Here is a 24850-nt window from a genome sequence, read left to right as displayed (position 1 = left end):
CCCCAAATGACAACCTGATCTTTAACGTCTCATACATCGGAATCAAACCTTAAACACCTACAAAGCTGAAAATTTCCCCGTTAAACGGCGCATAGACAAAGCAAATTGAGCACATTCAATCTTAATCCTTAGAAACATAACGGTTACAAATTTTAAATTGTCTTTCCTTCAACTCTTATTTAGGTTTTGTGGTTCATTGGATAACTAAGCTTCTAAAATAACTAAGCTATAGTTAAGCACTCAGCTTTAGAGTAAAAATACTATTTGTTACATAAAGATACCGTTATTGGCATAAAGATGTTTTTCGCAATAAGCATTGACCTCTAGTGCTAACACCCTCTAATCTAAACACCTGTTTAACTCCAAAATAATAACAACTAATAAACATCATCTTTGAGGTAGTTCAGCATGGCATACGATCAAGACTCTCAACTCAAACTAAACTACTCATCACTGGTCGATCTGATCGAGAAAACCAGCCTGCGTTACGGTGATAAACCCGCCTATGCCTGTCTCGGTAAAACCAGCAGTTTTAACGAGATAGAACGCGATTCTCGTTACTTTGCCGCCTATTTACAAAATAAGACCACACTCAAACCGGGCGATCGCATCGCCATTCAATTGCCTAATATCACCCAATTTGTCATCGCGGCCTACGGCGCAATCAGGGCTGGGCTTATCTTAGTTAACACTAATCCCCTATATACCGAGCGTGAGCTCATCCATCAGTTCAATGATTCTGGTGCCAAAGCGATCGTGGTGTTATCCGATCTATTACCGACCTTAGCCAAAGTCATCGACAGCACCAAAATAGAATATGTCATTTCAACCCACCCTTTAGATTTGATCGATCCGCACGTACAGCCTAAGACAGGCCTGAAGAATGTGGAGTTTTGCCAAATTTTAAAACAAGGCGCAGAACTCCCCTTTAGCCGATTTATCTCAAATCTCGACGACCTCTCGGCGTTGCAATATACGGGCGGCACCACTGGATTATCTAAAGGTGCCATGTTGACCCACGGCAATATGCTCGCTAATGCGGCGCAGGTAAAATCCCGCATCGCGAGCGTGATCACCGAAGGGGAAGATATCTTCGTTGCACCGCTACCGATTTACCATATTTATGCGTTTATGGTGAACTTAGTGCTGTATTTCGAGTGTGGCGGCTGCTCGGTATTAATTCCAAATCCACGGGATATTAGCGGCTTAATTAAGACACTCGCCAAATATCCCTTCACTGGATTTGCAGGACTCAATACTCTGTTTGTCGCCCTATGCCATCAACCCGAGTTTAAAGCACTCGACTTTAGCCATTTAAAAATCACCATCTCTGGCGGCACAGCACTGACGGCCGCCGCGGCCAACATTTGGCAACAGACAACAGGCAACATGATCAGCGAAGGTTATGGGTTATCTGAAACTTCGCCGGTGATTTCACTCAATGCACCCGGTTATCAAAAACTAGGCACTATTGGTAAACCGGTGATTGGCACAGAGGTTAAACTCTTAGATGAAAACGACATTGAAGTGCCCTTAGGTAAGGCCGGAGAATTAGCCGCACGCGGCCCACAAGTCATGCGGGGATATTGGAATAATCCGCAGGAAACCGCCAATGCTATGACTCAAGATGGCTTCTTCAAAACTGGGGATATTGCCATAGCAACGGAGGAAGGTTTCCACCAAATAGTTGATCGTAAAAAAGATATGATCATAGTCTCAGGTTTTAATGTCTATCCCAACGAGGTGGAAAACTTGCTGGCGAGCCACCCTAATGTGATCGAATGCGCAGTGGTGGGAGTAAAAGATGAACACTCGGGCGAAGCGGTTAAAGCCTTTATCGTGCTAAAGGATGATAGCCAAGATCATCAACAGGCTAAAGAGGCCATTCTAACCTATTGCCGCGAGCAGTTAACCGCCTATAAATTGCCAAAAATCATTGAATTTATGGCGCAATTACCTAAAAGTACCGTAGGTAAAATTCTGCGCCGCGAGCTAAAAGATAAAGCTTAAAAAACGCATTTAAAGACAAAGCTAACCCAGTGAGCTAGCTTAAGCTTTTTAGCTAGCAACTGGGTTTTATTTTACCTACACGGTCTCATTCAAGGCGCTGGCATTGGCCTCTTCGGTTAACAATTGCAGACTGGCAAATTCACGATATAACGCATTAGATTGCATCAACTCTTGGTGGCGACCGCAGGCGACAATCTCGCCCTTATCAAACACAAAAATCCTATCGGCATTGATTACTGTCGATAGACGGTGAGCAATAATCAAAGTCGTTTTACCCGCCATCAATACATCCAGCGCTTGCTTCACTTTCTGCTCGCTCACCGCATCTAAGGCGCTGGTCGCTTCATCGAGTAACAATATCGGTCTGTTGGCTAAAATCGCCCGCGCAATGGCAATACGTTGTTTTTGTCCACCAGAAAGCCGCACACCACGCTCACCTAAATAGGTTTGATAACCTTCAGTAAACTCGCTAATAAACTCGTGGGCACGGGCTGCAATACAGGCATCTATCACTTCTTGCTCGGTGGCATCGACTCGACCATAACGCACGTTTTCAAGTACGCTAGTCGCAAAAATCACCGAGTCCTGCGGCACTAGAGCAAACTGCGACCGCAACTCCTGTGGCAGAAGATTGGCAATATCAATACCTTCCAGTCGAATACTGCCAGCGCTAGGCACATAAAAGCGTTGCAACAACTGGAACAAGGTACTTTTACCTGCGCCACTTGGCCCGACTAAGGCAACCCGCTCACCCGCGGCAATAGCCATATTGAGCTGTTTTAGCACTAAGGCATCATGCTCTGGATAGGCAAAATTGAGTCCTTCAATCATTAACTCGCCACTGACCTTGGCGGGCAAAGTCACAGGATGAGTTGCAACGGGAATATCCACTTGCGTTTCAGCCAGTTCAATTAAACGTTCGGCGGCGCCAGAAGCCCGCTGAATTTCCCCTATCACTTCGCTAATGGTCGCTACTGCGCCCGCAACCATCACAGCGTAAAACATAAAGGCAGATAACTCACCGCCCGTCATCTTACCCGCCATCACATCGTGGGCACCGACCCAAGTCACCATAGCAATTGCGGCGATACTTAAAAACATCACGGTTGAGATCAATAAGGCACGGTAACGGATCCGGCCACTGGCCGCAGACATGACATCTTCGACGCGGCGATTGAACAAGCTACGGTCTTTATCTTCATGCCCATAGGCTTGTACCGTATGAATTTCATGAAGTGTTTCATCAACATAAGCGCCGAGATCAGCAACCCTATCTTGGCTTTCCCGTGCTAACACACGTACTTTGCGACCAAAAAAGATCACCGGCCCTAACACTAAGGGCACCGCCAACAACACCAGCAATGTCATCTTAACGCTAGTGATACCCATCATGACTAAACCACCAAGAACAGTTACGCTAGAGCGCAGCGCCATGGAAAGACTTGAACCCACCACAGTTTGTAGCAAAGTAGAATCGGCGGTAAAACGGGAGATCACTTCACCGGTGCGCACCTTAGCGTAAAAGGCGGGAGAAAGTTTAAGCAGTTGATTGTAAACAGTGAGACGAATATCGGCGCTGACCCGCTCGCCAAGCCAAGTCATCAAGTAGAAGCGGCAAAACACCGCTGTGCCACTGACGGCGGTAATTCCGAGCACTAACAGTATGATTTCATTCAGCCGCTGCGCATTATCCCTTACAAAGCCTTCATCGACCATCAAGCGCACACCTTGGCCCAATGATAACCAAGCGAGCGACCCTATCATCAAGCAGATAATCGCCGCGACAACTTTCAGTTTGTAGGGTTTAAGAAAACCCATAATCCAAGGCAATACCGATCTTTGCTGCGCCGAGGTCCATTTAGCCTTTGATGCATCAGCGCTTGTTGTAGGCGTGACTGGAATTAACTTTTCGGGCAATGGCTCAGCCCCCGCTTTAATGGGTTCGGAAGATTTGGCGAGTTCGTGTGTCGGCTCAGTCACGGGTGGCATCCTTGAGGTAGGTAAGGCAATTCAAATATAACATCAGCATGAATGGGATCATCTGCAGCCGTTAACCGCGCAGCATGACTTAAAGCATATAAGTGAGATGCTACCTCTTGCAGTGGAATTCAAGGGCTGTGTGGTTTTACTCAAAAGAAAAGCATAAAACAAACCCGCAGCGAGTGCGGGTTTGTTTTATTGCAATAGCTTGACGCGGCTTAAGCGACTTGCTTGTTTTCCGGCGTTTTTGGCGTGCCGTGGTGGCCATCGCGTTTCCAATCCACATCTAACAACTCAGCGCCGCTCAGGCTAAATGCTTGGCCAAAACCTTTCACGTAAAGACCTTGATGGGGCGCGAGCTTGTATAAGTTAAAATCGGTTAATGCCGCAAGGTTATCGGACATTTCGCCAAAACGGGCCGACAACACACCAACACCTTTACTGAAGGCGGGCGTATCGCGGGGCACTGCCTCGGCAATCGCATCGAAGGTTAAACGCTTGCGGGCAAAAACCGATTTGGCCGCAGTTTCGTCTTCAACTAACATCACAGAGACCTTAGATGAGTGCTTTAAATTATGACCGTGACGGGCTAAGTCACTCACCAAAATATAAAAACCATCATCAGCCAGTGCGAAGGGCGCATAGCTCGCATTCGGCTGGCCATCTGTACCAATGGTGGCCAGTTGTAAGGTCTCGCGCTGCTGTTTAAAGGCTTCGATTTCGGGTAAGAGTTTGTCTCTTAAACGTTGTTCTTGTTCGGTAATTTCAGGCTTCATTTGCTGTTTTCCTTAATACTTTTGTTAATGCTGCAATTCAGAGGTGTGATTGCACCGAGGCAAAGGCTGTCGCGAGCGCTTTAAATTGGCGAACTTGCTCAGGAAACAGTGCTCTTTGTTTATCACGGCCTAAATACACTTTGAACACTACCTCACCTTCACTGCCGAAAAAGTTAATCGAATGGCTCTCGCTGCCTCTAAAAGGTCTGCTGATCAAGGCGATGCCGCGCATAGCATCTAATTTGAGATGACCATGCAAACCGTCGCCCTTGCTGTAGAGGTTGTAATAACCGTGGGCGTATTTTCCCTCGGGGAAATCCCCTTTAAATTCAAATACGCTGCCAGATAACATCACAATAGTGGTTAATTTTCCCCATTCGGGTAAGGCTTGCAGTAATGTATCGAGCTGAGTTAACGGAACAAACACCACTTGTTCGGGCGGCAATGCAGCGACCACTTCGAGCTCGGCAATGCCTAATTCACTGGCGAGCTGTGCTGGCATTAAATCAGCTTGTTGTTCAAATCGTTGTCGCAATTGCGCCTGTTGCTCACTTAGCTGACGTTGCTCAGAGCTTAAATCTGGCGCGACATCGAGCTCGGTATCGAGTGTCATCTTCATTTTACTGTCTCCAGCGGTAGTGACTATTGAGTGGCTTAGAACATATAGCGCGCCGATAACTTCATATTACGACCCGGTTGATACAAGGTTTGCCACGCCTGTTGATACTTCTCATCACCGATATTTTCGATTGCGAAATCCACTCTCACGCCTGCCATCGCGCCCATAGTCGGCTCCCACGCAACATACACATCCCATAGGGTGTAATCGTCGTATTTCGCCACTTTAAAGCCGTCAGGCGTATTCGACTGCGTCGCCACATAATTGACGCGAGTGCCGAGTTTCATGTTGCCTTCCATAATGCCTTGGGATAAATCGACATTGAACTTATTGGCGGGTATACCTTCTATGTCATCGCCCGTTTGACGATCTTCGCCATGGGTTTGGCCGTAATTCATCGCTAAGCGAGTTTGGCCAATACGGTAACGACCGCTAATTTCAAAACCTGTTAAACGTGCATCTTCAACGTTATTCCATGAGGTCGTTTGCTCGAATCCAGGAATGCCACGCCAAGGATTAGACACTTGCTGCACGATAAAATCGTCCACATCGTTACGGAAAACGTTAAACGTTAGCGCCAGTTCATCATCACCCGCTAACTCACTGAAACGTAAGTCCGCTTTGATTTCTTTATTGCGCGAAGTCTCTGCTTTTAGATCTGAATTCACCGCGAAGGTGTTACATAAACCTTGGGGTAAAAATCCGGGGATTGGCGGGATGCAATAGTGGGTACCGCTGGAGAACATTTCCTCTACCGTAGGTGCTCGGAAGGCTTGATCGTAACGTGCGCTCAAGGTCAACCAAGGCTGAGTCTGCCACACCAAGCCAAGCGATGGTGATAACTCATTGTCATCTGAGGATAAGTTGAGATTATGGCTGTCATTTTTAAAGCTGTCATAACGCAGACCCGCATCAAGATTTAACGTCTGAGTCAACTCGATATCCGCACGCGTAAAAGCGCCCCATACTGTGGTTTCGCCATCGATATTCTCTGGACGCTGGCCCACTTGGCCCGAATCATCACGCGTCGTTTCTATGGTATCGCGAAAACCATCGACCCCGTAGGTCAACAGAGTATTGCCTAAACGCGAACTGTTATTAAGGTTAATCCCCACAGTGCGGAACTCAGTACTGTCTTGCTGACCTTTCGTAATACGGTCTTCATCGTAGTCGGTACTGTTCCAATACACTTGCATCTTAGTATCCAGATACGGGTTATTAGCAGGATTGAGACTGTAGCTTAGGGTGAGGTTTTGATCGTCAGTCTTGCGGCGCACCAAAGGCACTGAACTACTCACAGCAGCAGAAGGATTACTCGGTACTAATTCATTGTTTTTGCTAGCTCTTGCAGATAACTCTAACCGTGATGCCTCGTCGGCTTGCCAACCGAATTTAGCTAAACCACTGCTGCCTTGGGATGCACTGTTGTTTAGAGTTTCGTCATTACCAGTTTTTATATTGTTTGAATCGTAATAGGCACCATTGAGTAACCAATCGATGCTGTCTTGTTGACCATAGATAGCGCCACTGGTTTTAGTGCGGGAGCCATTGGTCTCATAACCTTGTTTGAAATAGCCACCAAAGGTCTCGTCTGGTGCTAAAAAATCTTGTGCCGACTTAGTATTCTGCGCTACGACACCACCGAGGGCACCACTGCCCCACAAGCTACTGGCAGGGCCGCGCAGCACTTCGATGGATTTGAGCAACTCTGGGTCCATAAAGTAGGTACCTCTGTGACCAGAGCTGGTATTTTGTCTTGCGCCGTCAATTGTTTGCAACACACGATCGCCACTTAAACCACGGATTTCAACCCCTTGAGATGAAGCTCTTGGGCCATTAGTCAACGTAATATTTGCCTCATTTTTAAGGGCATTGGCAACTGATGATGCTTGGGCGACCGTAAGTTGCTCTTCATCCACCACTGCCACGCTACGGCTGGTTTCGGAGGCTTTTTCACTGATGCGTGTTGCACTCACCAATACTTCATCAAATTCAGTCGTGACCAGTTTTTTATTCGCATCCTGTTGAACAACGGGCTTAACACTTTCCTCTGCCGCTAACGTAAAACTTAGGGCCGTACCACTCAGTGCTATCGCCATGGCGATCACTAACGGCTTTTTTTTCATCTCTTCATCCTCAAGTGATATTCAGCTGTTTCCGTACAATTTATTACTGAGCCTAGACTCTCTTCCAGACGCCAATCCTTTCGAGATTGAGTCTGTTCCAGATGCTCCATTCCAGATTTGGCTCTTTCGAGATTGAGCCTCTTCCAGATCGAGCCCAAGGCAATCAGTCCCCATAAAGTAGGATAAATTGTCGGTTTAGCTGCTTTTTAAAGCGCTCATTCGAGCTATTGCAGGCACTCTACCTGAGATAATAAAATAGATCAAATGCAAATCATTATCATTTGCGATCTTGTTTATATTGAGATATCTTAATTAGGAAAATGGCTTTCATTGGAAAAAGAGGTTGCTGTGACACCAAAACGATATCTTGCCTTTGGCGCGTTAACGGTTGCCATCCAGACGGGTGTTATCGCCTCCCAACCCGCTATGACTATGCAGCCAAGCGCCCAATCATCGAGCGTAAACCAAGCATCACTCACTCCCAGCGCAAATACTGTCACCCTTAATTTTTCTACCGCGACTAGCGCTACAAGCAACACGAGTGCAGAGCCCATCAAGCAAACAGACGCCAAAGTAGCAACAGTGAACAGTACAATGCAAAAAAACAGTACAGCGCAAAAAGTATCAACAGCAGAATCTGTCGATAAGGCGGTTATCCCGACAATAGAAAAAACTAAAGCTGATCAGCGAATTGACAGCCAACTCGCCAAAAAATCTTCAGCAACAAAACCCACGGCTAACAATCATCCGGATACTGATCCTTTAACGACGAACGCTTTAGAACCAAGTGCTTTAGCACATAAGCGACTTGAACAAGTTGAACAACAAACAGAACCAAAAACAGCACAAATGGATTTAATCGCTAACGCAGCCAAAGTTGATGCAAAAGCGACCCCAAATGTAGCCAGTGCAACAACTGACAGTGCCCAAACTAACATAGTGGAATTAGCCAAACCGCTGTTCGCTGCAGCACCACCGCAACCGACTTATCCAAAGATAGCGCGTAAAAAAGGGCTAGAAGGCACCGCAACCATAGAAGTGATGTTTAACGAACTTGGTGAGCAACTGGCACTGACGTTAGTAAAAAGCTCAGGGTTCAGTCTGTTAGATCAAGCCGCGTTAGATGCAGTTGAAAACTGGCAATTTGCGGCGCCAGCGCAAAGGCTAGCGAGTCATTATAAGGTCAGAGTGCCTATTCGCTTCGCGCTCAACTAACAGGCCCAATGTTGCCACTGAAAAGTTAGCTCGTGGGAAGTTAGCTCGTCGAGTGTTAGCCACCGCACAACTAGCCTGATTTTTGTTTTACTAACTTACATATAAAACTACTTTTTTCAATAGATTGGAGAGGCTTAATGCCCGTAACTGATTTTTCAACCCTACAGACTCAGCTTGGCGTGCTGACTTGGCCCTTGTTGTTATGTGCTTTTTTAGCTTTGATGATCTGCCTTGAACGTAGCGCCTTGTTTTTGCATCAAACTTTGCTATCAATCTGGCCCAAAAAACAGGCCTGGGTAAAAGCATTGCGTCAATCAAGCTCAGCGGCAACCACTGAAAACGTCAGCGCGCTGCTAGCGCAAACCAGCGCACAGCAAGATTTACTCGCCCGTGGCGCGACCTTGTTACTCAAACAAGTCCACCAGCCAAAAGTGCTAAGGGAAGAATTACTCAGTCTGTGGCTCAATAAGCAACAACGCGACTTGCAAGCCGGACTCAAGGTTTTACAAGTGATTGGCATCATTAGTCCACTACTCGGTTTGCTCGGCACAGTATTGGGACTCATCGAAATGTTTGCCCAACTCGGGCAATCACAAGGCCCCGTCACTCCAGCACAACTCAGTGCTGGACTGGGCCTTGCGATGAACACCACAGCTGCCGGACTCATGATCGCCGTGCCCGCCATTACCGCCGCCCATCTTTTTGGGATCTGGGCTCAAGGCCAATGCCTGCGCGCTGGGCATGTGCTCAATCAACTCAATCTCTGGTTAGCGGGTATCGAAGATATTTCAATTGATGCCAATCATTACCAAGCATTCACCCGAGTCAGTAAAACCAGCGTCGAGCAAAAATTAGCATCCAAGCCCCATTCTCAAATTGAGCCACAGACATGATAAGTGCAGAGAAACCATTCTTATCGCAGGCTGGCATTGCTTCGCCTGAGCAACTTCCGAGCCTAGATTTAACCGCGTTAATCGACATTATTTTTATCGTGCTGGTGTTTTTACTGCTGACGGCAAATAGCCAATTATTGAGTTTGCCGGTAGATGTGCCACAAAGCCCAAGCTCGGCCATCACGGCAATCGACAACAAACAAACAATTGCCATCAATATCATGGCAACAGCGCCTTATTGGGCTATTGATGGCAAAGAGTTTGATGATTTAGCCACTTTTACCACTGAATTTACTGCATATTTTCAGACTATGCCGAAGGCGACGGTTGTCATTGCCGCCGACAAAGCCGCGCCAGTGGAACCTTTGATGCAACTGCTTGCACTGTTACAGACGCAGTCCATCAGTCAGACCCAAATTTTGATGGAGCATTAGCGTATCCGAACCCGCCATTTAAACGAGAAAGCAAAAGTCTGATATCAAAAAACGGCATCTAATCCTGTGGCGAACAAGTTGTATTAGGAGTTTAACCATGTTGTTTCAAGCAACTAAAATACCAGTAAAAAAAGGTCCCAGAGTTCAGCGTTATCAACATAAGCGCACATATAAGACATTAAAAAATTTGATGTTTTTCACATCAGCACTTACGGCCTTACTATCCTCAAGCGTTTTTAGCGCTGAACTGAGTGCCGAGCCAGAGATAAGACTCGTGAGTGCAGGTACGGGAGTTACAGAACTCGTGCTCGCCCTCGACGCAGGCAATGAGCTAGTCGCCATCGACTCCACCAGCTATGTGCCTGAAAGTTTGAGCCATGTGGCTAAGCTTGGTTATCACAGAATGCTCTCCGCCGAAGGCATTATTGCCCTCTCCCCTACGCTGGTTGTCGGTTCAGATGTGATGGGACCAGAAACCACACTAAAGGTATTAAAACAGGCGAATATCCAAGTTGTGCAATTACCCGCAACAAATGATGAACCACAACTGATGAACAATGTGGATACCTTAGGTCACTTACTCAATCGCCAAGAACATGCGGTTAAATTAAAACAAGATTTACATCAACAACTGCAAAGCTTAGCGGGTAAAAAACAACAAGTGCGCGATGCTGGCTCTCAGCCCAAAATTCTCTTCATGCTGTTACAAGAAGGCCGCGGTGCACGTGTTGGCGGTAAAGGCACAGCCGCAGATACTATTATCGAGCTGTCTGGGGCACAAAATATCGCCGAGTTTGATGGCTACAAAAGCATGTCTCAAGAAGGGATTCTGTCCTTGCAGCCCGACATTATTTTGCTGTCAAAGCGTAGCGATAAACCCACAGATCAAACCAATGCACAAATTGCCCAAGAACTGTTGAAAGAGATGCCACTACTCGCCCATACCCCAGCAGGGAAAAACGGCCATATTCAAACACTAGCACCGCAAGCCCTTCTCGGTGGTTTAGGCATCAGTGCCATAAGCGCCGCGGATACGCTCGCCAGCACATTGCTCAAGCAAAACCATTCACAAACGCAGCGATGAGTACAGTTAGCACTAATTAACCCCATATAAAAATAGAAAGGATATTTGAGATGTTCCTCAACCGCTGGCTCTGGCCGAGTCTAGTCACACTGTTAGCCCTCAGCGGCTTACTCTCGGTCAGCACTGGCCCTGTTAGCATCAGCTTTGTCGACGCCCTAAATGCAGTGTTCAATTGGGCTACCCAGCAAAATATCGGCAATATTGCGCCCCACGAGCAACTGGTAATCAACAATGTGCGCTTACCACGGACATTACTGGCGTTAGCAGTAGGCGCTACGCTCGCACAGTGCGGCGCGGTAATGCAGGGGCTTTTTCGCAATCCCTTAGCGGATCCAGGTATTATCGGAGTGTCATCCGGCGCAGCACTTGGCGCAGCCATCTGTATCGTGCTGCTACCCAACACAAATCCGTTGATGATCCCCATCAGTGCGTTTGCATCGGGATTAGTGACCACCCTTATCGTCTACCGACTCGCCAGCAGCCCAACAGGTACATCGGTCGTATTATTACTTTTGTCGGGTGTTGCCATAGCTGCGCTGGCAGGCGCAGGAATAGGTGTTCTCACATATCTTGCCAACGACATGGCGCTACGTGACTTAACCCTATGGCAAATGGGATCGATTGCAGGTGCGCAGTGGCTATATGTCAGTCTGTGTCTTGTGACCTTAGCGCTACTGAGTTGGCGATTTCACCAAAATGCGGCGGCACTCAATGCCTTGCTGCTTGGCGAATCCGAAGCACGCCACTTAGGGATAGATGTCGATAGGCTCAAACTTAGGCTTATTTTGCTTTGCGCCTTAGGGGTTGGCGTAAGTGTAGCTGCAACAGGAATTATCGGCTTTATCGGCCTCGTCGTGCCGCATTTAGTGCGCATGATGTTAGGGCCAGATCATCGCCAACTGCTGCCCATCAGCGCACTTTTAGGTGCAGCCCTATTGGCATTGGCCGATATCGGCGCGCGCGCTTTTTTACCGCCTGCCGAGTTACCCGTTGGACTCGTCACCGCGCTCATCGGTGCGCCTTTCTTCATCTTTTTACTACTGCAACAACGCAGTAAGCTAATCTAAGCGAGTTTTTATGGCTGCAACATCCTTTGCAAATCAACCATCACAATCGACAACTTATTCAGCCAAGGCGCAATTTGATCGCACCGAGCTCAGCATTTGTCAGCTCGATGTCAGCATCGGTCCAAAAACCGTGCTCAGTAATATTAATGTACAGTTTCAATCGGGTGCAGTAACCGCCCTACTCGGCCCAAATGGTGCGGGTAAATCCACCCTGCTTAAAGCCCTTTGCCAAGAAATCAGCACACCAAGGCAAAGTATACGGCTAGGCCATAGCCAGCTGGCGGATTGGCCTAGGAGAGAGCTGGCAAAATCCTTAGCTGTACTGCCGCAACACGCCAGCCTCACCTTTCCATTCACTGTGTCAGAAGTCGTAGCAATGGGTTTATATCCCTTAACCATCAGTAAGATAGAAGGTGATGCGTTAGTTGCAGAGCAACTGGCGCAAGTGGGCTTAACCCATCTGGCTAAGCGCAGCTATCCAACCCTCTCTGGCGGCGAGAAACAGCGAGTCCAACTCGCCAGAGTCTTGACTCAACTCAGGCAATCGCCGTTTCCGCCCGTACTATTACTGGATGAACCAACATCGGCGTTAGATCTTGCCCAGCAGCACAGAGTACTTGAGTTAGCCCAAAACTTAGCTCACCAACAAGGCTACACTGTAATAGTGGTACTACATGACTTAAACCAAGCCGCGCGCTATAGCGATCAATTAATTGTGTTAAAACAAGGGCGAATCGTCAGTGAAGGCACGCCATCCGATGCTCTGTCGGTTGATACCATTAGGGAAGTATGGGACTACGAGCCCGTATATATCCCCGCCCCACAGGGTGGACATCCACTGATTTTTTAATGGAAAGAAGATATTCATCTTACATTTTTGAGGTCTGATGTGGGTATAATCGCTGCGTTTACACTTTTAGCTATCACCTTTTAGCCGCAGCCGCATTAATTTAGGCAGAGCCCAGATGAAACCCACTATCTCAACAGAAACTCAACAAGAAGCACTGGTCGCAGCCAAAGCCACCCAAAAGCCGGGCCAAACCAAAGAGCAAACTAAACTCATTGCCCAAGGGATAGAAAAAGGCATAGCTGAATATAAAAAGCTGCAAAAAGCCAAAGCTCGCGAACGGGATAAAGCACGTAAACAACAGTTGAGAGCAAAATCTCGCACAGTTAATGACACTGATGAACTAGAGGATTCAGACGCATTATTCGAATCTCAACGTCAGTTCACCACCGCGACTTGGATTGCCATAACGCTTTTACTACTAAGTTGGGTAGGGTTTGCCGCATATATCTTTGCAGATTAAAGACTATGATTTATATATAAAAATTAAAACATCTATATATCACTTGTTAGACAATATCCTCTAATACCTTACATACATCATTAATTGAAAAAATATTACCGTTAAGGCTTGCTCGGTCTTTTGATATATTCAGAACGAGCCTAAATACATTGTTCGCATCAGGATAACGGGCAAGCTTTAAAATGATGTCATCACCATTTTCTTCTGCAGACCGAAAATCCCAGCCCTTCCCTGATAAATCAAAAAGCACTTCCGCCGTTTCAGTATTGATTAACACAGGCGCATAAACCCAATGCGACATTCGCATCTCACTGGGGTTGATATCCAGTGTTAACTTACCATTTTGAAAAAACAGCTTAGTGTCCATAAACAGTCCCTGAGTAACAAGTATCACAAGCGATAAGCCGATAGCTTGTATATTGAACCCCATATCCATTTGTTGTCCATACCGCATCACTTCTAACACGAACCATTTACGCTCATTACCATCAGGCAAAACCGTTAAACGCTTAAGCAAAAAAAAGACAAAAAAAAGCCTGCTCAATGAGCAGGCAAAGACATATTTCAAGCGTCCCTTTCGGGGAAGTACATTACCGCGCTAGCGGGAAAAACCTGGCATATTCATGCAAAACATCAACATGCTACTTGAGTCTAAACACGCCAAAAAAGGCGATACAAAGGTTGATGGATGATGGAAACTTAAACTTTAAGGAGGGTTAGGCCTTAAAGCTCATGGCGAATAAACCGCCACGCAAAACATCAGTGTTAAACCAAGTGTTTTGCCAATAAATATGGTTGTTGCCTGTATAAGACATAGTCAATACTCCTAAATTAGTTGTGATTAAGTACTCTAGTGAAGCTTGGCTCGGTTCCTTGGAACTAGAGATTCTCATATCCGTTGAGACGACTTGTCACTCAGGTCCTTGGAGAAAAATATCCATCCTGGATAGACTAGAGAGGAAAGGCATAGTGCCTAATCCACGAAAGCAATTATATGGATTTGTAGTTTTATTACAACCTTTATTTGTATTTTTTTTGATTAAGGCTTTTTAATGTAATTAAATTACACAATTATAGTGAGGTTAATGGCGACCTGCTTCACAGAAAAACAGAAATAACCCTGTAAATATCTAATAAATAAGATATTACAGAATTATTTCTATTTGTTACCACAAATCGTTAGCGATTGATCAGATATTGATACAAGCCCACCAGCGGACTCGCTGTAGGTTTGCCGTAGAGCGGATCACCTTCTGTTGCACTGCCTGCAATATCTAAGTGTGTGTAAGCCAAGGGAATAGGGGCTGTTACACCATGGTCAAATAGCCCCGATGCTTTCAGTAAAAATGCCGCGGGATATTGATGTCCACGGGCGGTAATCGATGATGGCGCATTATTGGAAGATAATATTTCAGCAGCGCCTGACACATCGCGGATCTTAGCGAAGTCTTCAGGGCGTAATGTAGACACTTCAAAGGGCTCACCCCATTGAGTCGCCTGCTGCTGTAAAGTGACAGCGCATTGCTGTGAACTCGCTACTGAGTTTTCCACCGCCGCAGGATAACTGCCATAACAACGTACGACATGACCTGTGAGTGTTGCTACCGAAAACATCTCAGGCTTCACCGCTGACACGGCTTTGATACGTAAATGGCTCAGTAAATCCGCCAGCACTAAGCGCCCTTCGGCATCCGTATTACCAATTCGTACCCTCACACCCGCATGGCTCGTAATAATTTCATCGGTCACGAAGGCTTCGCTGCCTATGCTGTTACGCACTAAACCTAACTCGGCAATCACTCGAATACCTTTAGGCTTGAGCATTGACAGAGTTTTAAATAAACCCGCCACGGCAGAAGCGCCACCTTTATCACGACTCATACCCGCCATAGCGCCGCCGACTTTCAGATCGGCGCCGCCGGTATCGTAAATCACGCCCTTACCCGCAAACAGGAAAGTGCGAGTCACTTGACCCTCTGGCAGATACTCTAGTTTCACCACGCGAGGCTGATGACGACCGACGGCAAAAGAAGAACGCGCCACGGCGCTGAGTAGCGGATAATCACGCTCTAAAATATCTCTGTCTTCTACCACTGCGGTTTTGATCACGCTGCCCGCTAAGGATTGCAGACAATAATCGGCAAAGGCTTTAGCCGACATGCGCTCAGGTTCAGTACCACACAAATCCCGCGCTAATACGCGGCCCGCTTCTAAGGCATTGAGCAAATTGCTGTTATGGGTTGATGAAGATAATAACCCTATGGCCTCAAATGCAGGCGTTAAGCCAGTCGCTTCACGCAGCTCTAAGGTTTGCCACAGTTCTTGACCGCAGGCTAATGCTGCGACTTCAGAGGCAAAACTAAAACGTGAGTCCTTCGATGGCACTACATATAACAATGGACGTTTTGCACCTGCGTCTTTTGCAATGGCAATCGCCGCCCTTGCAGCATTGGCATAGACTCGCACGTCCACATACTCGTCATTCACTTGGGTGACAGGGGCAATGATCAAACGCCCTCCCGCAAGCCCTGGGGCAAACAGTAATGTCGGGCTCTTACCCACGCGCTTATCCACGTGGGCACCGTGCTGAGCCAATAAACCTATCTCATCAAAACCGATAGAATCCAGATCGGGCGTCACCACCACAACCGCATCCCAGCCTTCACCATCAAAAATGGCATTTTCTGCTTTTACATCAACGAAGTTAACTTGAAACATGACCCATCCTTTTTCATTATTGTGCCTGCATTATTCCCGCTCTATCGCTTAATTACCAATCTAAAAGTGGTACCGACACTCCCAGAAAAAATCGAACTGGAAACTTTGGCTGCCAGCTCACCAAAAGCCTGTGACGCTGAGATTATTTGGCTGCACAGAATGTGGTAGAATGGCCGCAAATTTGCCCTATACCCACAAGACCTTATGAGGGACACTCAAGTGACAGCCTTAAGTCAGTTATACCCGCAGCCATTATGGCAATGGTTCGAACAAATTTGCGCGATTCCCCATCCATCTAAGCATGAGCAAGCCTTAAGCCAGCACATTCAAGCGTGGGCTAAAAGCAAACAACTTGCCGTCGTTGAGGATGCCGTTGGCAACTTGATCATCCGTAAACCTGCGACGCCGGGTATGGAAGATCGTAAAATAGTGGTTATTCAAGCTCATATCGATATGGTGCCACAAAAAAATGCCGATAAAGTGCATGATTTTACTAAAGATCCTATCGAAGCTTATGTCGATGGCGATTGGGTTAAAGCCAAGGGTACAACCTTAGGTTCAGATAACGGTATTGGCATGGCATCGGCTTTAGCCATTTTAGGCTCTGATGATATCAAGCACGGTCCATTAGAAGTGCTGCTGACGATAGATGAAGAAGCGGGCATGACAGGCGCCTTCGGTTTACAGGCTGGCATGTTAGACGCTGATATTCTGATCAATACCGACTCAGAGCAAGAAGGTGAAATCTACATGGGCTGCGCCGGTGGCGTTGATGCTCAAATCACCCTGCCTATGGTGTGGCAAGCCTCTGAGCAAAGTTACTCAGCCTTTAGCCTGCACTTATCTGGCTTAAAAGGGGGTCACTCTGGTGTGAACATTCACTTAGGTCGTGGTAATGCCAACAAGCTATTGGCGCGTTTCCTCTTTGAAAACGCAGATGATTTAGCGTTGGAGTTGACCCAATTTAGCGGCGGTTCACTGCGTAATGCGATCCCACGTGAAGCCAACATCAGCTTTATGTTGCCAGAAGAAAACGTCAGCGCCTTAAACGAAAAAGTCGCTGAGTTTGAAGCGCTTATCCGCACCGAACTCGCCATTGCCGATCCCGATATGCGTTTAGTGTTAAACACTATCCCCACGCCAAAACGTGTGATGAGCGAAAACAGCCAAAATACCCTGATCGATTTGCTGCATGTGTGCCCGAACGGCGTGATCCGCATGAGTGATGAAGTCGAAGGTGTGACTGAAACTTCGCTCAACGTTGGCGTTATCAGCACTAACGATGAAGAAGTCACTATCCTGTGCCTTATCCGCTCGCTGATCGATTCTGGCCGTACTCAAGTCGAAGGCATGTTAACTGCGCTGACCAACTTAGCCGGAGCCGATATCGATTTAAGCGGTGCTTACCCAGGCTGGAAGCCAGATAACAGCTCACCTGTAATGGCGATAGTGCGCGAAACCTATCAAGACATTTACCACAAAGAGCCAGTGATCATGGTGATCCATGCGGGTCTTGAGTGCGGCCTATTCAAGAAACCCTATCCAGACATGGACATGGTCTCGATTGGCCCCACCATTCGCTATCCACACGGTCCAGACGAAATGGTAAACATCACCACAGTCGGCCAATATTGGACATTATTATTAGCCGTACTCGAGCGCATTCCAGTCAAGGCTTAATGTTCTAACCTTACCCAAGCTCACTCAATTCAAGGCCACATCTGCTCAAGTCAGATGTGGCCTTATTTTTTACCGCGGATTCTATTTGTGTAGAAATGCCATCGATAAAATTTTTATGAAAGAACTGAATAACTTGAATTTTCTACTATAGTTGTTCTGTCTGACCCTAACGTATTTTTGCTTATCGCGCTTTTAGAGATAACCGCTTTCCCCTTCAATACTGTGACCTTAAGGAATAGAGATCATGAAATTTGGTAAAATCTTGTCAGCCGCTGCACTACTGCTCAGCAGTAACCTCAGTTTCGCCGAAGAAGTCCCCAAAGCCGTTATAGACCTAGCCGATTCACTGATGCCATTAGGCAGAGAAGTGGTACTGGTGAATGCCGTTAAAGCGCAAAATGCCCAAGGCAAAAGCTTAGATTCAATCAAAACATTAGATGAAAAATGGATTGCCACCGCAGGTATTGATGACTTTATGTCATCCCTGATGAACAACGAAGCGGCCAAGTTTCTCACGACCTTCGAAGCCAGCAAACCTTACTACCAAGAAATTTTCCTCATGGACAATCAAGGCGCGAACGTCGCCATGATCAGTAAAACTTCAGATTATTGGCAGGGTGATGAGGATAAATGGCAAAAATCATTCGCCAATGGCAAAGGCGATAAACACATAGGTCCGGTCAAATTTGACGAGAGCTCCCAAGCCTATCTAGTACAAATTTCTATTCCAGTGATGGATGGCGATGCTGCAATTGGTGCTATCACGATTGGGATCAACCTAGATCAATTTGGACTCTAATTACCAGAGAACGCCAGTGATGGGCTGCATCCTCTTACCACAGAGGTTATTGCGGCTCTCACCTTTTCAGTGTATCAATCAAGGAGGGCGTGACTATGGAATGGTATAAAGATCTATCCGTTAATCAGAAACTGACTTATCCGAGTCTGCTACTCGCTGGCGTAGTCATCTTCGCCTCTTCAACTGGTATTTTAGGACTCAAAGCCTTAAATCACAGCGCGAATACACTCGCGCTTGAATACTTACCTAGCCAATCTGAACTCCTACAGGCCGATAAAGCGCTTTATCAAGCTCAAGTGGCCGAGCGCAGCCTGATGTTTGTTAACGTGGGCACAGACTCTTACAACGACCTTTTAAAGCAGCACACTAATAGTATCTCTCTGGTTAAAGAACATATTGATAAGTTTGCCGATGTGACCACAAGTCCCCTCGCTAAAGATAAGCTCAATGAATTGAATCACAGTTTCGATACTTGGCGAGCGACAACCACAGAAATCAGTAATCAACGCACCCAAAATGGCCGTAACGGTAGAACGACGGCGATTGATCTTAGTTTCGGTCAAGCAGCAACGCAATTCGAGCAACTACACCAGAACATTAATCATTTAATCAATGATTTAAATAGTAATACTACCGCAGCGATAGCCCAAGTAGATGATGATGCCAATCATGGACAACAGATGCAGTTAATTGCCTTAGCCATCAGTCTCTTGATCTGTATACTCTTTATCGTTGCACTGCCTAAACTCATCAGCAAACCGCTGGCGGTTTTACTCGCAAAAATCCACGACATTACCGATGGTGATGGCGATTTGACCGAACGAGTCCACTTAACCTCTAAAGACGAGCTTGGTGATCTCGCCAAGGCATTCAATCATTTTCTCGATAACTTACACGGTATTATCTCGCAATTTAAACAGTCTACATCAGAGCTCAACTCCGCTGCCGAAGGTCTAGCCAAAACCAGCGCATCAGCAAAACATACCTTGATGGATCAACAAGCTGCAACCCACAGAATCGCCGATGCCAGCGATCATATTGCCGCATCCGTGCAAGAAGTATCAGTCAGTGCCAGTCATGCCGCCGATGCCGCTAAACAAGCCGACGTATTTACCGCCGACGGTCAGGCAAGAGTGAAAAAAACCATCAATGTGATTCGTGAACTTGCGGGAGATGTGGGCACGGCAGAAATGCAGATCAATAAACTCGAACAGGAAGGCCAACATATCGGCCGCGTGCTTGAGGTGATTCAAGCCATTGCCGAACAGACGAATCTATTAGCCCTTAACGCCGCAATTGAAGCGGCGCGCGCGGGCGAACAAGGACGCGGCTTTGCAGTGGTTGCCGATGAAGTGCGATCCCTTGCCTCTAAGACTCACCAATCCACCGAAGAAATTAAATTAATGATCGCCAATGTGCAAAATGGCACTCAAAGTGCTGTGGCAGCGATTAATATCGGTAATGAAAAGGCTATCTCAAGCGTAGAAGCCGCCAGTAATGCCGGTGAAGCCTTAGCGCATATTGCAGAAATGGTCAGCCAAATTAGTGAGATGAATAATCAAATCGCCCTTGCAGCTAAAGCGCAAACCACTATGGCCAACGAGAGTCATCAAAATATTCAACACATTGCCGAACAGTCGGAGGAGAGTCTACGAACCACTGATGAAATCTACGCAGCAAGCGTACAACTCTCGTCAATGGCGAGTAACCTCACGGCGCTGGTCAGCCGCTTTAAACTGTAATTTTTGAGGGTGAAAGCTTTTATATAAGTTACCTTTTGTAAATCAGTGATGTTTGAAAGGTCCCCTCAAACGAATAAGGGAGCATAAACCTGTCGCAGTGATTATCTGAATTCAGGTGCTCCCTTATATTTAAACAGCAAAGCTAGCACAGATTAGCAGCGCTTAACCACTAAGCCTCTTGCCGCGCGTATGTTGACTAACATAGGTAACATCAACGCAAGGATCACTATCAGCATCCCTACCAACTGAATTTCCGTCACCGCCTGCCCCATGGCTAACGCCGTTAATGCTGCAAAAACGGGCACGAGATTAAAAAAGATCGATGCCTTAGCGGGGCCAAGCGCCTTAACACCGTTAATCCAAAACAGATAACCGAGCACAGTGGCGAACAAACCTATGTAGAGTACGCTAGAAAAAGCCGTTGCCGACAGTTCCATCAACTCCAGCCAAGGGTGAAACTCACCTCGGCCAAGCCCAACCACGGACATAGACACACTGGCAGCTATCATACTCAGCAAGGTAAATGGCAACACTGGCAACCAATGGCCGACCCGTTGCGAACAAATGGTATAACCACTCCACGCCAACATGCCGGCGGCAATCATCACATCACCTTGGTTAAAACTAAAGTTGAGCAACTGCTCCACACTACCGTTGGTGATCACTAGCAGTACGCCCGCCAATCCGCCCACTAAGCTAAACACTTGTTGTCTGCTGAGCCATTCAAGTTGTAATAGCGCATTGACGATTGAAGTCACTAGCGGGCTGAGCGCCATAATCAAGGCACCATTGGCAGCAGAGGTATGCTGCAGGCCATTAAATAACGCCAGATTTAAGCCGCCCACACCAATCACACCCACTAACGCTATGACAATATATTGCACCAAACTCAATTTGGGCCAAGCCTGACGAGTAAAAACGATATATAACGCTAGAGTCACAGCCGCAATAGTAAAACGCCAAAAGACGAGGGATTCTCCTGACATCTCCTCCAGCACTCGCTTAGCAATCGGAAACACACTGCCCCAGCTAAAAACGCAAATCAGTAGACAAACGAATGTCATGTAAGGTGTATGGGATTTCATATCGGACTCTAGGGAGGTAATTGGGATTGAGCTTAGTTTATAAGTTTCATATATTATTAAAACCAACAAGATTGAGAGCTTAAATTCCAAATATGAAACTTAATTATTCCTTAGACGATATGCGCTTATTTTGGGTAGTGGCACAGCAAGGGAGTTTTAAGCTCGCGGCGCAGCACTTAGGCATTCCACCTTCAACCTTAAGCCGTCGAATCAATCTGTTAGAACAATCCTTAGGCCTGCGTTTACTGCACAGAGACGCCCATAGAGTCAATCTTACCGCCACAGGTCAGCGGTATCTCGAACGCTGCGGCCCGCTATTTATCGAGTTAAACCAGGTATCTGGTGAGTTGCATGCGGATAAACATCAAGCGGTTGGCAAATTGCGGATCTCGGCGCCCATCAATACAACCTATCGCTGGCTGGGTGAATCACTCAACGCCTTCCAACGGCATTATCCCAATATTGATATCGATTTAAGTCTGTCGAACATGAATATCGATGTCAGTGAAAACGCCATCGATATCGCCTTTCGAGTGGGCGAACCTAAAGATCCCGATTGGATTGCAAGGCCACTTACCACGATTAGCTTTGTACTTTGCACCAGCACATCGGCAACGCAGTGGCATGCGCTGCAATCCATTGAAGAGCTGGATCAGCATCCGGTTATCATCGCCAAGCCCACAAAAACGTGGCGTTTACAGCACAATAGCACAGGGCAAAATGTCGAGTTTGAACCAAGGGGGAATATCAAATTAGCCGTCGATGATATGGCGATTGCCTGTCAGGCCGTGGTGGCGGGGCTTGGGATTGGACTCATACCCATCAGCATGGCGAGTGAACAGATACGAAGTGGCAAACTCATTCAAATACTGCCCGAGTGGCAAGGTATTCCGCGTACCGCCTACTTAATGTATCGCGATCGAGACAACCTGCCCTTACGAGTCAGACTGTTAATTGATTTTATGTTGGCGAATCCACCCGAGGCTTATTGAGCCAATGCAGGCATGAGTCTGCGGCTTATCGACTCAATAAACGGCTAGAGTGCTAAATCCAACTGAGTCTGGCCGTTTAAGCTTGTGGCGACGACAAGAGTAGAATCGGCGAGGCCGACCGAAATACCCAATAGACGAATGCCACGGCCTTCTTGCCTTTCCATAGCCTGTGCGAGTAGCTCATAGAACATTACAATTGAGACTTCATCGCTCCGGTGCTCAATTGTAGTCTGCTTGAAATCGTTAAACTTAAGTTTGACCACCTGTTTATGTATTTTGCGTTCCTTAGCACTGCGACTTAAACGCAAGGACAGTTCTTGGATCAAACTCGGCATCACCTGCTGGCACTGCTCTAAACTATAAATATCCTTCGCTAATGTGGTTTCAACACCCACTGATTTGCGCTCTCTGTCGGCAGAAATCCCCCGTTCATCTATGCCTTGGGAACGCTCAATCAACACGCCACCAAACTTACCGAATCGCGCTAAGAGCTCAGGTTTAGAATAAGCTTGCACATCACCACAGGTATTGAGCCCGAGCGAAGAGAGCTTTTCGGCGGTGACTTTACCAACACCGGGAATTTTACGCAGCGTTAAGGTCTTAACAAACTCAGAAAGCGTCTCTGGCGTAATGACATATTGGCCGTTTGGCTTGTTCAGATCCGAGGCGACCTTAGCTAAAAATTTTACTGGCGCGATACCCGCCGATGCGGTTAAACCCGTTTCGGCTAAGATATCGCGACGAATGGCCTGCGCAATCAAGGTCGCAGAGCCCTTATATTGTTGGCACTCACTCACATCCAAATAAGCTTCATCTAAGGAAAGCGGCTCAATTAATTGGGTATATCTGGAAAATATTTCACGAATTTGTAGCGACACTTCTTTGTAAACCTGCATCCGGCCTGGTACTAAAATCAGCTCAGGGCACAACTTAAAGGCATAAGCCGTTGCCATTGCTGAACGTACACCGAATTTACGTGCCTCGTAACTACAAGTACTGATAACACCGCGACGGTCGCTACTGCCGCCTACGGCTAAAGGCTTGCCACGGTACTCAGGAAAGTCGCGCATTTCCACTGCAGCAAAATAGCAGTCCATATCGATATGAATAATTTTTCGCACGTTGAATTCCTCCAACGCCAAAATACTGTATATAAAAACAGTAATCAAGTATTCCTGATAGATTTGGGCCAATAAGATGTGGCCTAGCGCTGGAAAAGAGAACAAGACAAGTGTGAGGAACAACAGACATGCTTAATAACTGAGTTTCCTAGGCCATTACACTCAGTGACCTAGGTATTTACTCAACCTAACAATCTAAGGCTCACATCTTAGTTTGCAGGTAGTTTTGCAATCCAACACGGTCAATAAGCCCAAGTTGTTTTTCGAGCCAATACATATGGTCAGACTCTGTATCGTCGAGTAATACTTCAAGGATTTCGCGGGTCTGGTAATCTTGCTTCTGCTCACACAGTGCAATCACTTTGCGCAAATCGTCCGCGACCTTGTATTCATAGGCGAGATCATTACGTAGCATTTCTTCTACATCTTTACCTATGTTCAATGCCTCACGGGCGGCAACATTGGGTGTACCTTCGAGGAATAAAATGCGCTGCACTAATTTGGCTGCATGGGCTTTCTCATCATCTGACTCATGGGCGATACGCTCATAGAGTTCTTTCAGGCCCCAATCTTCGTACATATGGGCATGGACAAAATACTGATCCATTGCCGAGAGTTCTCCCGTTAGGAGTCGATTTAACGCATCGAGGACGTCTTTATCGCCTTTCATATTTTGCTCCTATTGGTCGCTAATTTGCGATTGTAGATAATTTTGAATACCGGTTAGCGTAATGAGCTCTTGCTGCGACTCAAGCCAATCTAAGTGCTCTTCTTCGTCTTCGAGAATATCTTCCAGCAGATCGCGGCTCACATAGTCCTGTTCAGCTTCACACAAGCTGATCGCATCACGCAGCAATGTAAGCTGCTCTTGCACCATGGCCAGATCGCAATCGAGCATCTCTTGGCTATGTTCACCAATGCGAAGTTTTTCGAGTTGTTGCAGATTAGGCAGACCTTCCAAAAACAGCACTCGCTCGATGAGCTTATCGGCATGCTTCATATCTTGGATGGATTTTTTGTATTCGACGTGGTTTAACTTCTCTAAGCCCCAATGTTTAAACATGCGGGCATGGAGGAAATATTGATTGATGGCGGTCAACTCACAGGTAAGCACCCGATTCAGTTGCCCAACCACTTTAGGATGACCTTTCATAAGTTACTATCCTTGGTAAGCGTGAAAAGATTGATCTAAATCAAGC

General features: G+C 46.8%; 23 protein-coding genes. 13 read left to right on the top strand and 10 right to left on the bottom strand.

Annotated elements, in window-relative coordinates; genetic code table 11:
* The first annotated feature begins 408 nt into the window (after positions 1-408).
* Positions 409-2010, top strand: coding sequence for an AMP-binding protein (locus tag L5M11_RS10285; RefSeq protein WP_263192034.1), 1602 nt, complete (start codon positions 409-411; stop codon positions 2008-2010).
* Between the two features lie 75 nt (positions 2011-2085).
* Here the strand turns inward: L5M11_RS10285 and L5M11_RS10280 are convergent, their stop codons facing one another.
* From L5M11_RS10280 to L5M11_RS10265, 4 genes are all read right to left on the bottom strand, one after another.
* Positions 2086-3990: an ABC transporter transmembrane domain-containing protein gene (locus L5M11_RS10280; RefSeq protein ID WP_263192033.1), complete on the bottom strand. Its 1905-nt coding sequence runs from the start codon at positions 3988-3990 to the stop codon at positions 2086-2088.
* A gap of 218 nt (positions 3991-4208) precedes the next feature.
* Positions 4209-4766 carry a heme utilization protein HutZ gene (gene hutZ / locus L5M11_RS10275; RefSeq protein ID WP_028761546.1) on the bottom strand — a complete coding sequence of 186 codons (558 nt, stop codon included), beginning with the start codon at positions 4764-4766 and terminating at the stop codon, positions 4209-4211.
* A 37-nt stretch (positions 4767-4803) separates the two neighbouring features.
* Complete coding sequence (gene hutX, locus L5M11_RS10270) at positions 4804-5385, bottom strand: heme utilization cystosolic carrier protein HutX (RefSeq protein ID WP_198555630.1); 582 nt, start codon at positions 5383-5385, stop codon at positions 4804-4806.
* Between the two features lie 35 nt (positions 5386-5420).
* Positions 5421-7511 (bottom strand): TonB-dependent hemoglobin/transferrin/lactoferrin family receptor, encoded by a 2091-nt coding sequence (locus L5M11_RS10265; protein ID WP_263192032.1) that lies wholly within the window; start codon positions 7509-7511, stop codon positions 5421-5423.
* Between the two features lie 348 nt (positions 7512-7859).
* Here L5M11_RS10265 and L5M11_RS10260 point away from each other — a divergent pair, with 348 nt between their 5' ends.
* The 7 genes from L5M11_RS10260 (at position 7860) to L5M11_RS10230 (ending at position 13514) form a co-directional block, all read left to right on the top strand.
* Positions 7860-8726: an energy transducer TonB gene (locus tag L5M11_RS10260; RefSeq protein ID WP_263192031.1), complete on the top strand. Its 867-nt coding sequence runs from the start codon at positions 7860-7862 to the stop codon at positions 8724-8726.
* Positions 8727-8863: 137 nt separating this feature from the next.
* Positions 8864-9619 carry a MotA/TolQ/ExbB proton channel family protein gene (locus L5M11_RS10255; protein ID WP_212600389.1) on the top strand — a complete coding sequence of 252 codons (756 nt, stop codon included), beginning with the start codon at positions 8864-8866 and terminating at the stop codon, positions 9617-9619.
* Positions 9616-10053, top strand: coding sequence for an ExbD/TolR family protein (locus L5M11_RS10250; RefSeq protein ID WP_263192029.1), 438 nt, complete (start codon positions 9616-9618; stop codon positions 10051-10053). Before L5M11_RS10255 ends, L5M11_RS10250 begins: the two co-directional genes overlap by 4 nt.
* A 190-nt stretch (positions 10054-10243) precedes the next feature.
* Positions 10244-11137: an ABC transporter substrate-binding protein gene (locus L5M11_RS10245; RefSeq protein WP_411569288.1), complete on the top strand. Its 894-nt coding sequence runs from the start codon at positions 10244-10246 to the stop codon at positions 11135-11137.
* 50 nt (positions 11138-11187) lie between these two features.
* Positions 11188-12204 carry a FecCD family ABC transporter permease gene (locus tag L5M11_RS10240; RefSeq protein ID WP_263192027.1) on the top strand — a complete coding sequence of 339 codons (1017 nt, stop codon included), beginning with the start codon at positions 11188-11190 and terminating at the stop codon, positions 12202-12204.
* A gap of 10 nt (positions 12205-12214) precedes the next feature.
* The gene (locus tag L5M11_RS10235) at positions 12215-13054 is read left to right on the top strand and encodes a heme ABC transporter ATP-binding protein (RefSeq protein ID WP_263192026.1); all 840 of its coding nucleotides are present in this window, start codon (positions 12215-12217) and stop codon (positions 13052-13054) included.
* A gap of 115 nt (positions 13055-13169) precedes the next feature.
* Positions 13170-13514, top strand: a complete 345-nt coding sequence (locus tag L5M11_RS10230) for a DUF2956 domain-containing protein (RefSeq protein WP_173246420.1) — start codon at positions 13170-13172, stop codon at positions 13512-13514.
* A gap of 46 nt (positions 13515-13560) precedes the next feature.
* Here L5M11_RS10230 and L5M11_RS10225 read toward each other — a convergent pair whose 3' ends face one another.
* Complete coding sequence (locus L5M11_RS10225; protein WP_231466260.1) at positions 13561-14082, bottom strand: hypothetical protein; 522 nt, start codon at positions 14080-14082, stop codon at positions 13561-13563.
* A gap of 611 nt (positions 14083-14693) precedes the next feature.
* Complete coding sequence (locus tag L5M11_RS10220; protein WP_173246423.1) at positions 14694-16232, bottom strand: leucyl aminopeptidase family protein; 1539 nt, start codon at positions 16230-16232, stop codon at positions 14694-14696.
* Between L5M11_RS10220 and L5M11_RS10215 the strand changes: the two genes are divergently transcribed.
* From L5M11_RS10215 to L5M11_RS10200, 4 genes are all read left to right on the top strand, one after another.
* Positions 16224-16400, top strand: a complete 177-nt coding sequence (locus L5M11_RS10215; protein WP_158682986.1) for a hypothetical protein — start codon at positions 16224-16226, stop codon at positions 16398-16400. The genes L5M11_RS10220 and L5M11_RS10215 overlap by 9 nt on opposite strands.
* A 51-nt stretch (positions 16401-16451) precedes the next feature.
* Entirely contained in the window at positions 16452-17912 is a 1461-nt protein-coding gene (locus L5M11_RS10210) for an aminoacyl-histidine dipeptidase (RefSeq protein WP_028761557.1), read from the top strand.
* A 244-nt stretch (positions 17913-18156) separates the two neighbouring features.
* A complete protein-coding gene (locus L5M11_RS10205; RefSeq protein ID WP_028761558.1) occupies positions 18157-18711 on the top strand; it encodes a cache domain-containing protein in 555 nt (184 codons plus the stop codon).
* A 95-nt stretch (positions 18712-18806) separates the two neighbouring features.
* Positions 18807-20453, top strand: a complete 1647-nt coding sequence (locus tag L5M11_RS10200; protein ID WP_263192023.1) for a methyl-accepting chemotaxis protein — start codon at positions 18807-18809, stop codon at positions 20451-20453.
* A gap of 152 nt (positions 20454-20605) precedes the next feature.
* Here L5M11_RS10200 and L5M11_RS10195 read toward each other — a convergent pair whose 3' ends face one another.
* Positions 20606-21538 carry a DMT family transporter gene (locus L5M11_RS10195; protein WP_263192021.1) on the bottom strand — a complete coding sequence of 311 codons (933 nt, stop codon included), beginning with the start codon at positions 21536-21538 and terminating at the stop codon, positions 20606-20608.
* Between the two features lie 92 nt (positions 21539-21630).
* On the opposite strand from L5M11_RS10195, the gene L5M11_RS10190 reads away from it, so the two are divergent.
* Entirely contained in the window at positions 21631-22530 is a 900-nt protein-coding gene (locus L5M11_RS10190; protein ID WP_028761561.1) for a LysR family transcriptional regulator, read from the top strand.
* Positions 22531-22574: 44 nt separating this feature from the next.
* On the opposite strand, the gene dinB is transcribed toward L5M11_RS10190, so the two are convergent.
* The 3 genes from dinB to bfr (L5M11_RS10175) all read right to left on the bottom strand — a co-directional run bounded on the left by dinB (position 22575) and on the right by bfr (L5M11_RS10175) (position 24804).
* Entirely contained in the window at positions 22575-23651 is a 1077-nt protein-coding gene (gene dinB / locus L5M11_RS10185; protein ID WP_263192020.1) for a DNA polymerase IV, read from the bottom strand.
* 202 nt (positions 23652-23853) lie between these two features.
* Positions 23854-24321: a bacterioferritin gene (bfr, locus tag L5M11_RS10180; protein WP_263192018.1), complete on the bottom strand. Its 468-nt coding sequence runs from the start codon at positions 24319-24321 to the stop codon at positions 23854-23856.
* Between the two features lie 9 nt (positions 24322-24330).
* Positions 24331-24804 (bottom strand): bacterioferritin, encoded by a 474-nt coding sequence (bfr, locus tag L5M11_RS10175; RefSeq protein ID WP_006080475.1) that lies wholly within the window; start codon positions 24802-24804, stop codon positions 24331-24333.
* Between the last annotated feature and the right edge of the window lie 46 nt (positions 24805-24850).

Source organism: Shewanella sp. SM87 (assembly GCF_025653705.1).
Classification (GTDB): Bacteria; Pseudomonadota; Gammaproteobacteria; order Enterobacterales; family Shewanellaceae; genus Shewanella; species Shewanella oncorhynchi.
Note: the sequence above shows the minus strand (reverse complement) of the source record. Positions and strands in the feature narration are given on the sequence as shown.

Excerpts from the sequence above, each read along its gene's own strand:
- L5M11_RS10285 (WP_263192034.1), top strand. The coding sequence starts at position 409 with ATGGCATACGATCAAGACTCTCAACTCAAACTAAACTACTCATCACTG.
- hutZ (WP_028761546.1), bottom strand. The coding sequence starts at position 4,766 with ATGAAGCCTGAAATTACCGAACAAGAACAACGTTTAAGAGACAAACTC.
- hutX (WP_198555630.1), bottom strand. The coding sequence starts at position 5,385 with ATGAAGATGACACTCGATACCGAGCTCGATGTCGCGCCAGATTTAAGC.
- L5M11_RS10265 (WP_263192032.1), bottom strand. The coding sequence starts at position 7,511 with ATGAAAAAAAAGCCGTTAGTGATCGCCATGGCGATAGCACTGAGTGGT.
- L5M11_RS10255 (WP_212600389.1), top strand. The coding sequence starts at position 8,864 with ATGCCCGTAACTGATTTTTCAACCCTACAGACTCAGCTTGGCGTGCTG.
- L5M11_RS10250 (WP_263192029.1), top strand. The coding sequence starts at position 9,616 with ATGATAAGTGCAGAGAAACCATTCTTATCGCAGGCTGGCATTGCTTCG.
- L5M11_RS10245 (WP_411569288.1), top strand. The coding sequence starts at position 10,244 with ATGTTTTTCACATCAGCACTTACGGCCTTACTATCCTCAAGCGTTTTT.
- L5M11_RS10240 (WP_263192027.1), top strand. The coding sequence starts at position 11,188 with ATGTTCCTCAACCGCTGGCTCTGGCCGAGTCTAGTCACACTGTTAGCC.
- L5M11_RS10235 (WP_263192026.1), top strand. The coding sequence starts at position 12,215 with ATGGCTGCAACATCCTTTGCAAATCAACCATCACAATCGACAACTTAT.
- L5M11_RS10230 (WP_173246420.1), top strand. The coding sequence starts at position 13,170 with ATGAAACCCACTATCTCAACAGAAACTCAACAAGAAGCACTGGTCGCA.
- L5M11_RS10220 (WP_173246423.1), bottom strand. The coding sequence starts at position 16,232 with ATGTTTCAAGTTAACTTCGTTGATGTAAAAGCAGAAAATGCCATTTTT.
- L5M11_RS10205 (WP_028761558.1), top strand. The coding sequence starts at position 18,157 with ATGAAATTTGGTAAAATCTTGTCAGCCGCTGCACTACTGCTCAGCAGT.
- L5M11_RS10200 (WP_263192023.1), top strand. The coding sequence starts at position 18,807 with ATGGAATGGTATAAAGATCTATCCGTTAATCAGAAACTGACTTATCCG.
- L5M11_RS10195 (WP_263192021.1), bottom strand. The coding sequence starts at position 21,538 with ATGAAATCCCATACACCTTACATGACATTCGTTTGTCTACTGATTTGC.
- L5M11_RS10190 (WP_028761561.1), top strand. The coding sequence starts at position 21,631 with ATGAAACTTAATTATTCCTTAGACGATATGCGCTTATTTTGGGTAGTG.
- bfr (WP_263192018.1), bottom strand. The coding sequence starts at position 24,321 with ATGAAAGGCGATAAAGACGTCCTCGATGCGTTAAATCGACTCCTAACG.
- bfr (WP_006080475.1), bottom strand. The coding sequence starts at position 24,804 with ATGAAAGGTCATCCTAAAGTGGTTGGGCAACTGAATCGGGTGCTTACC.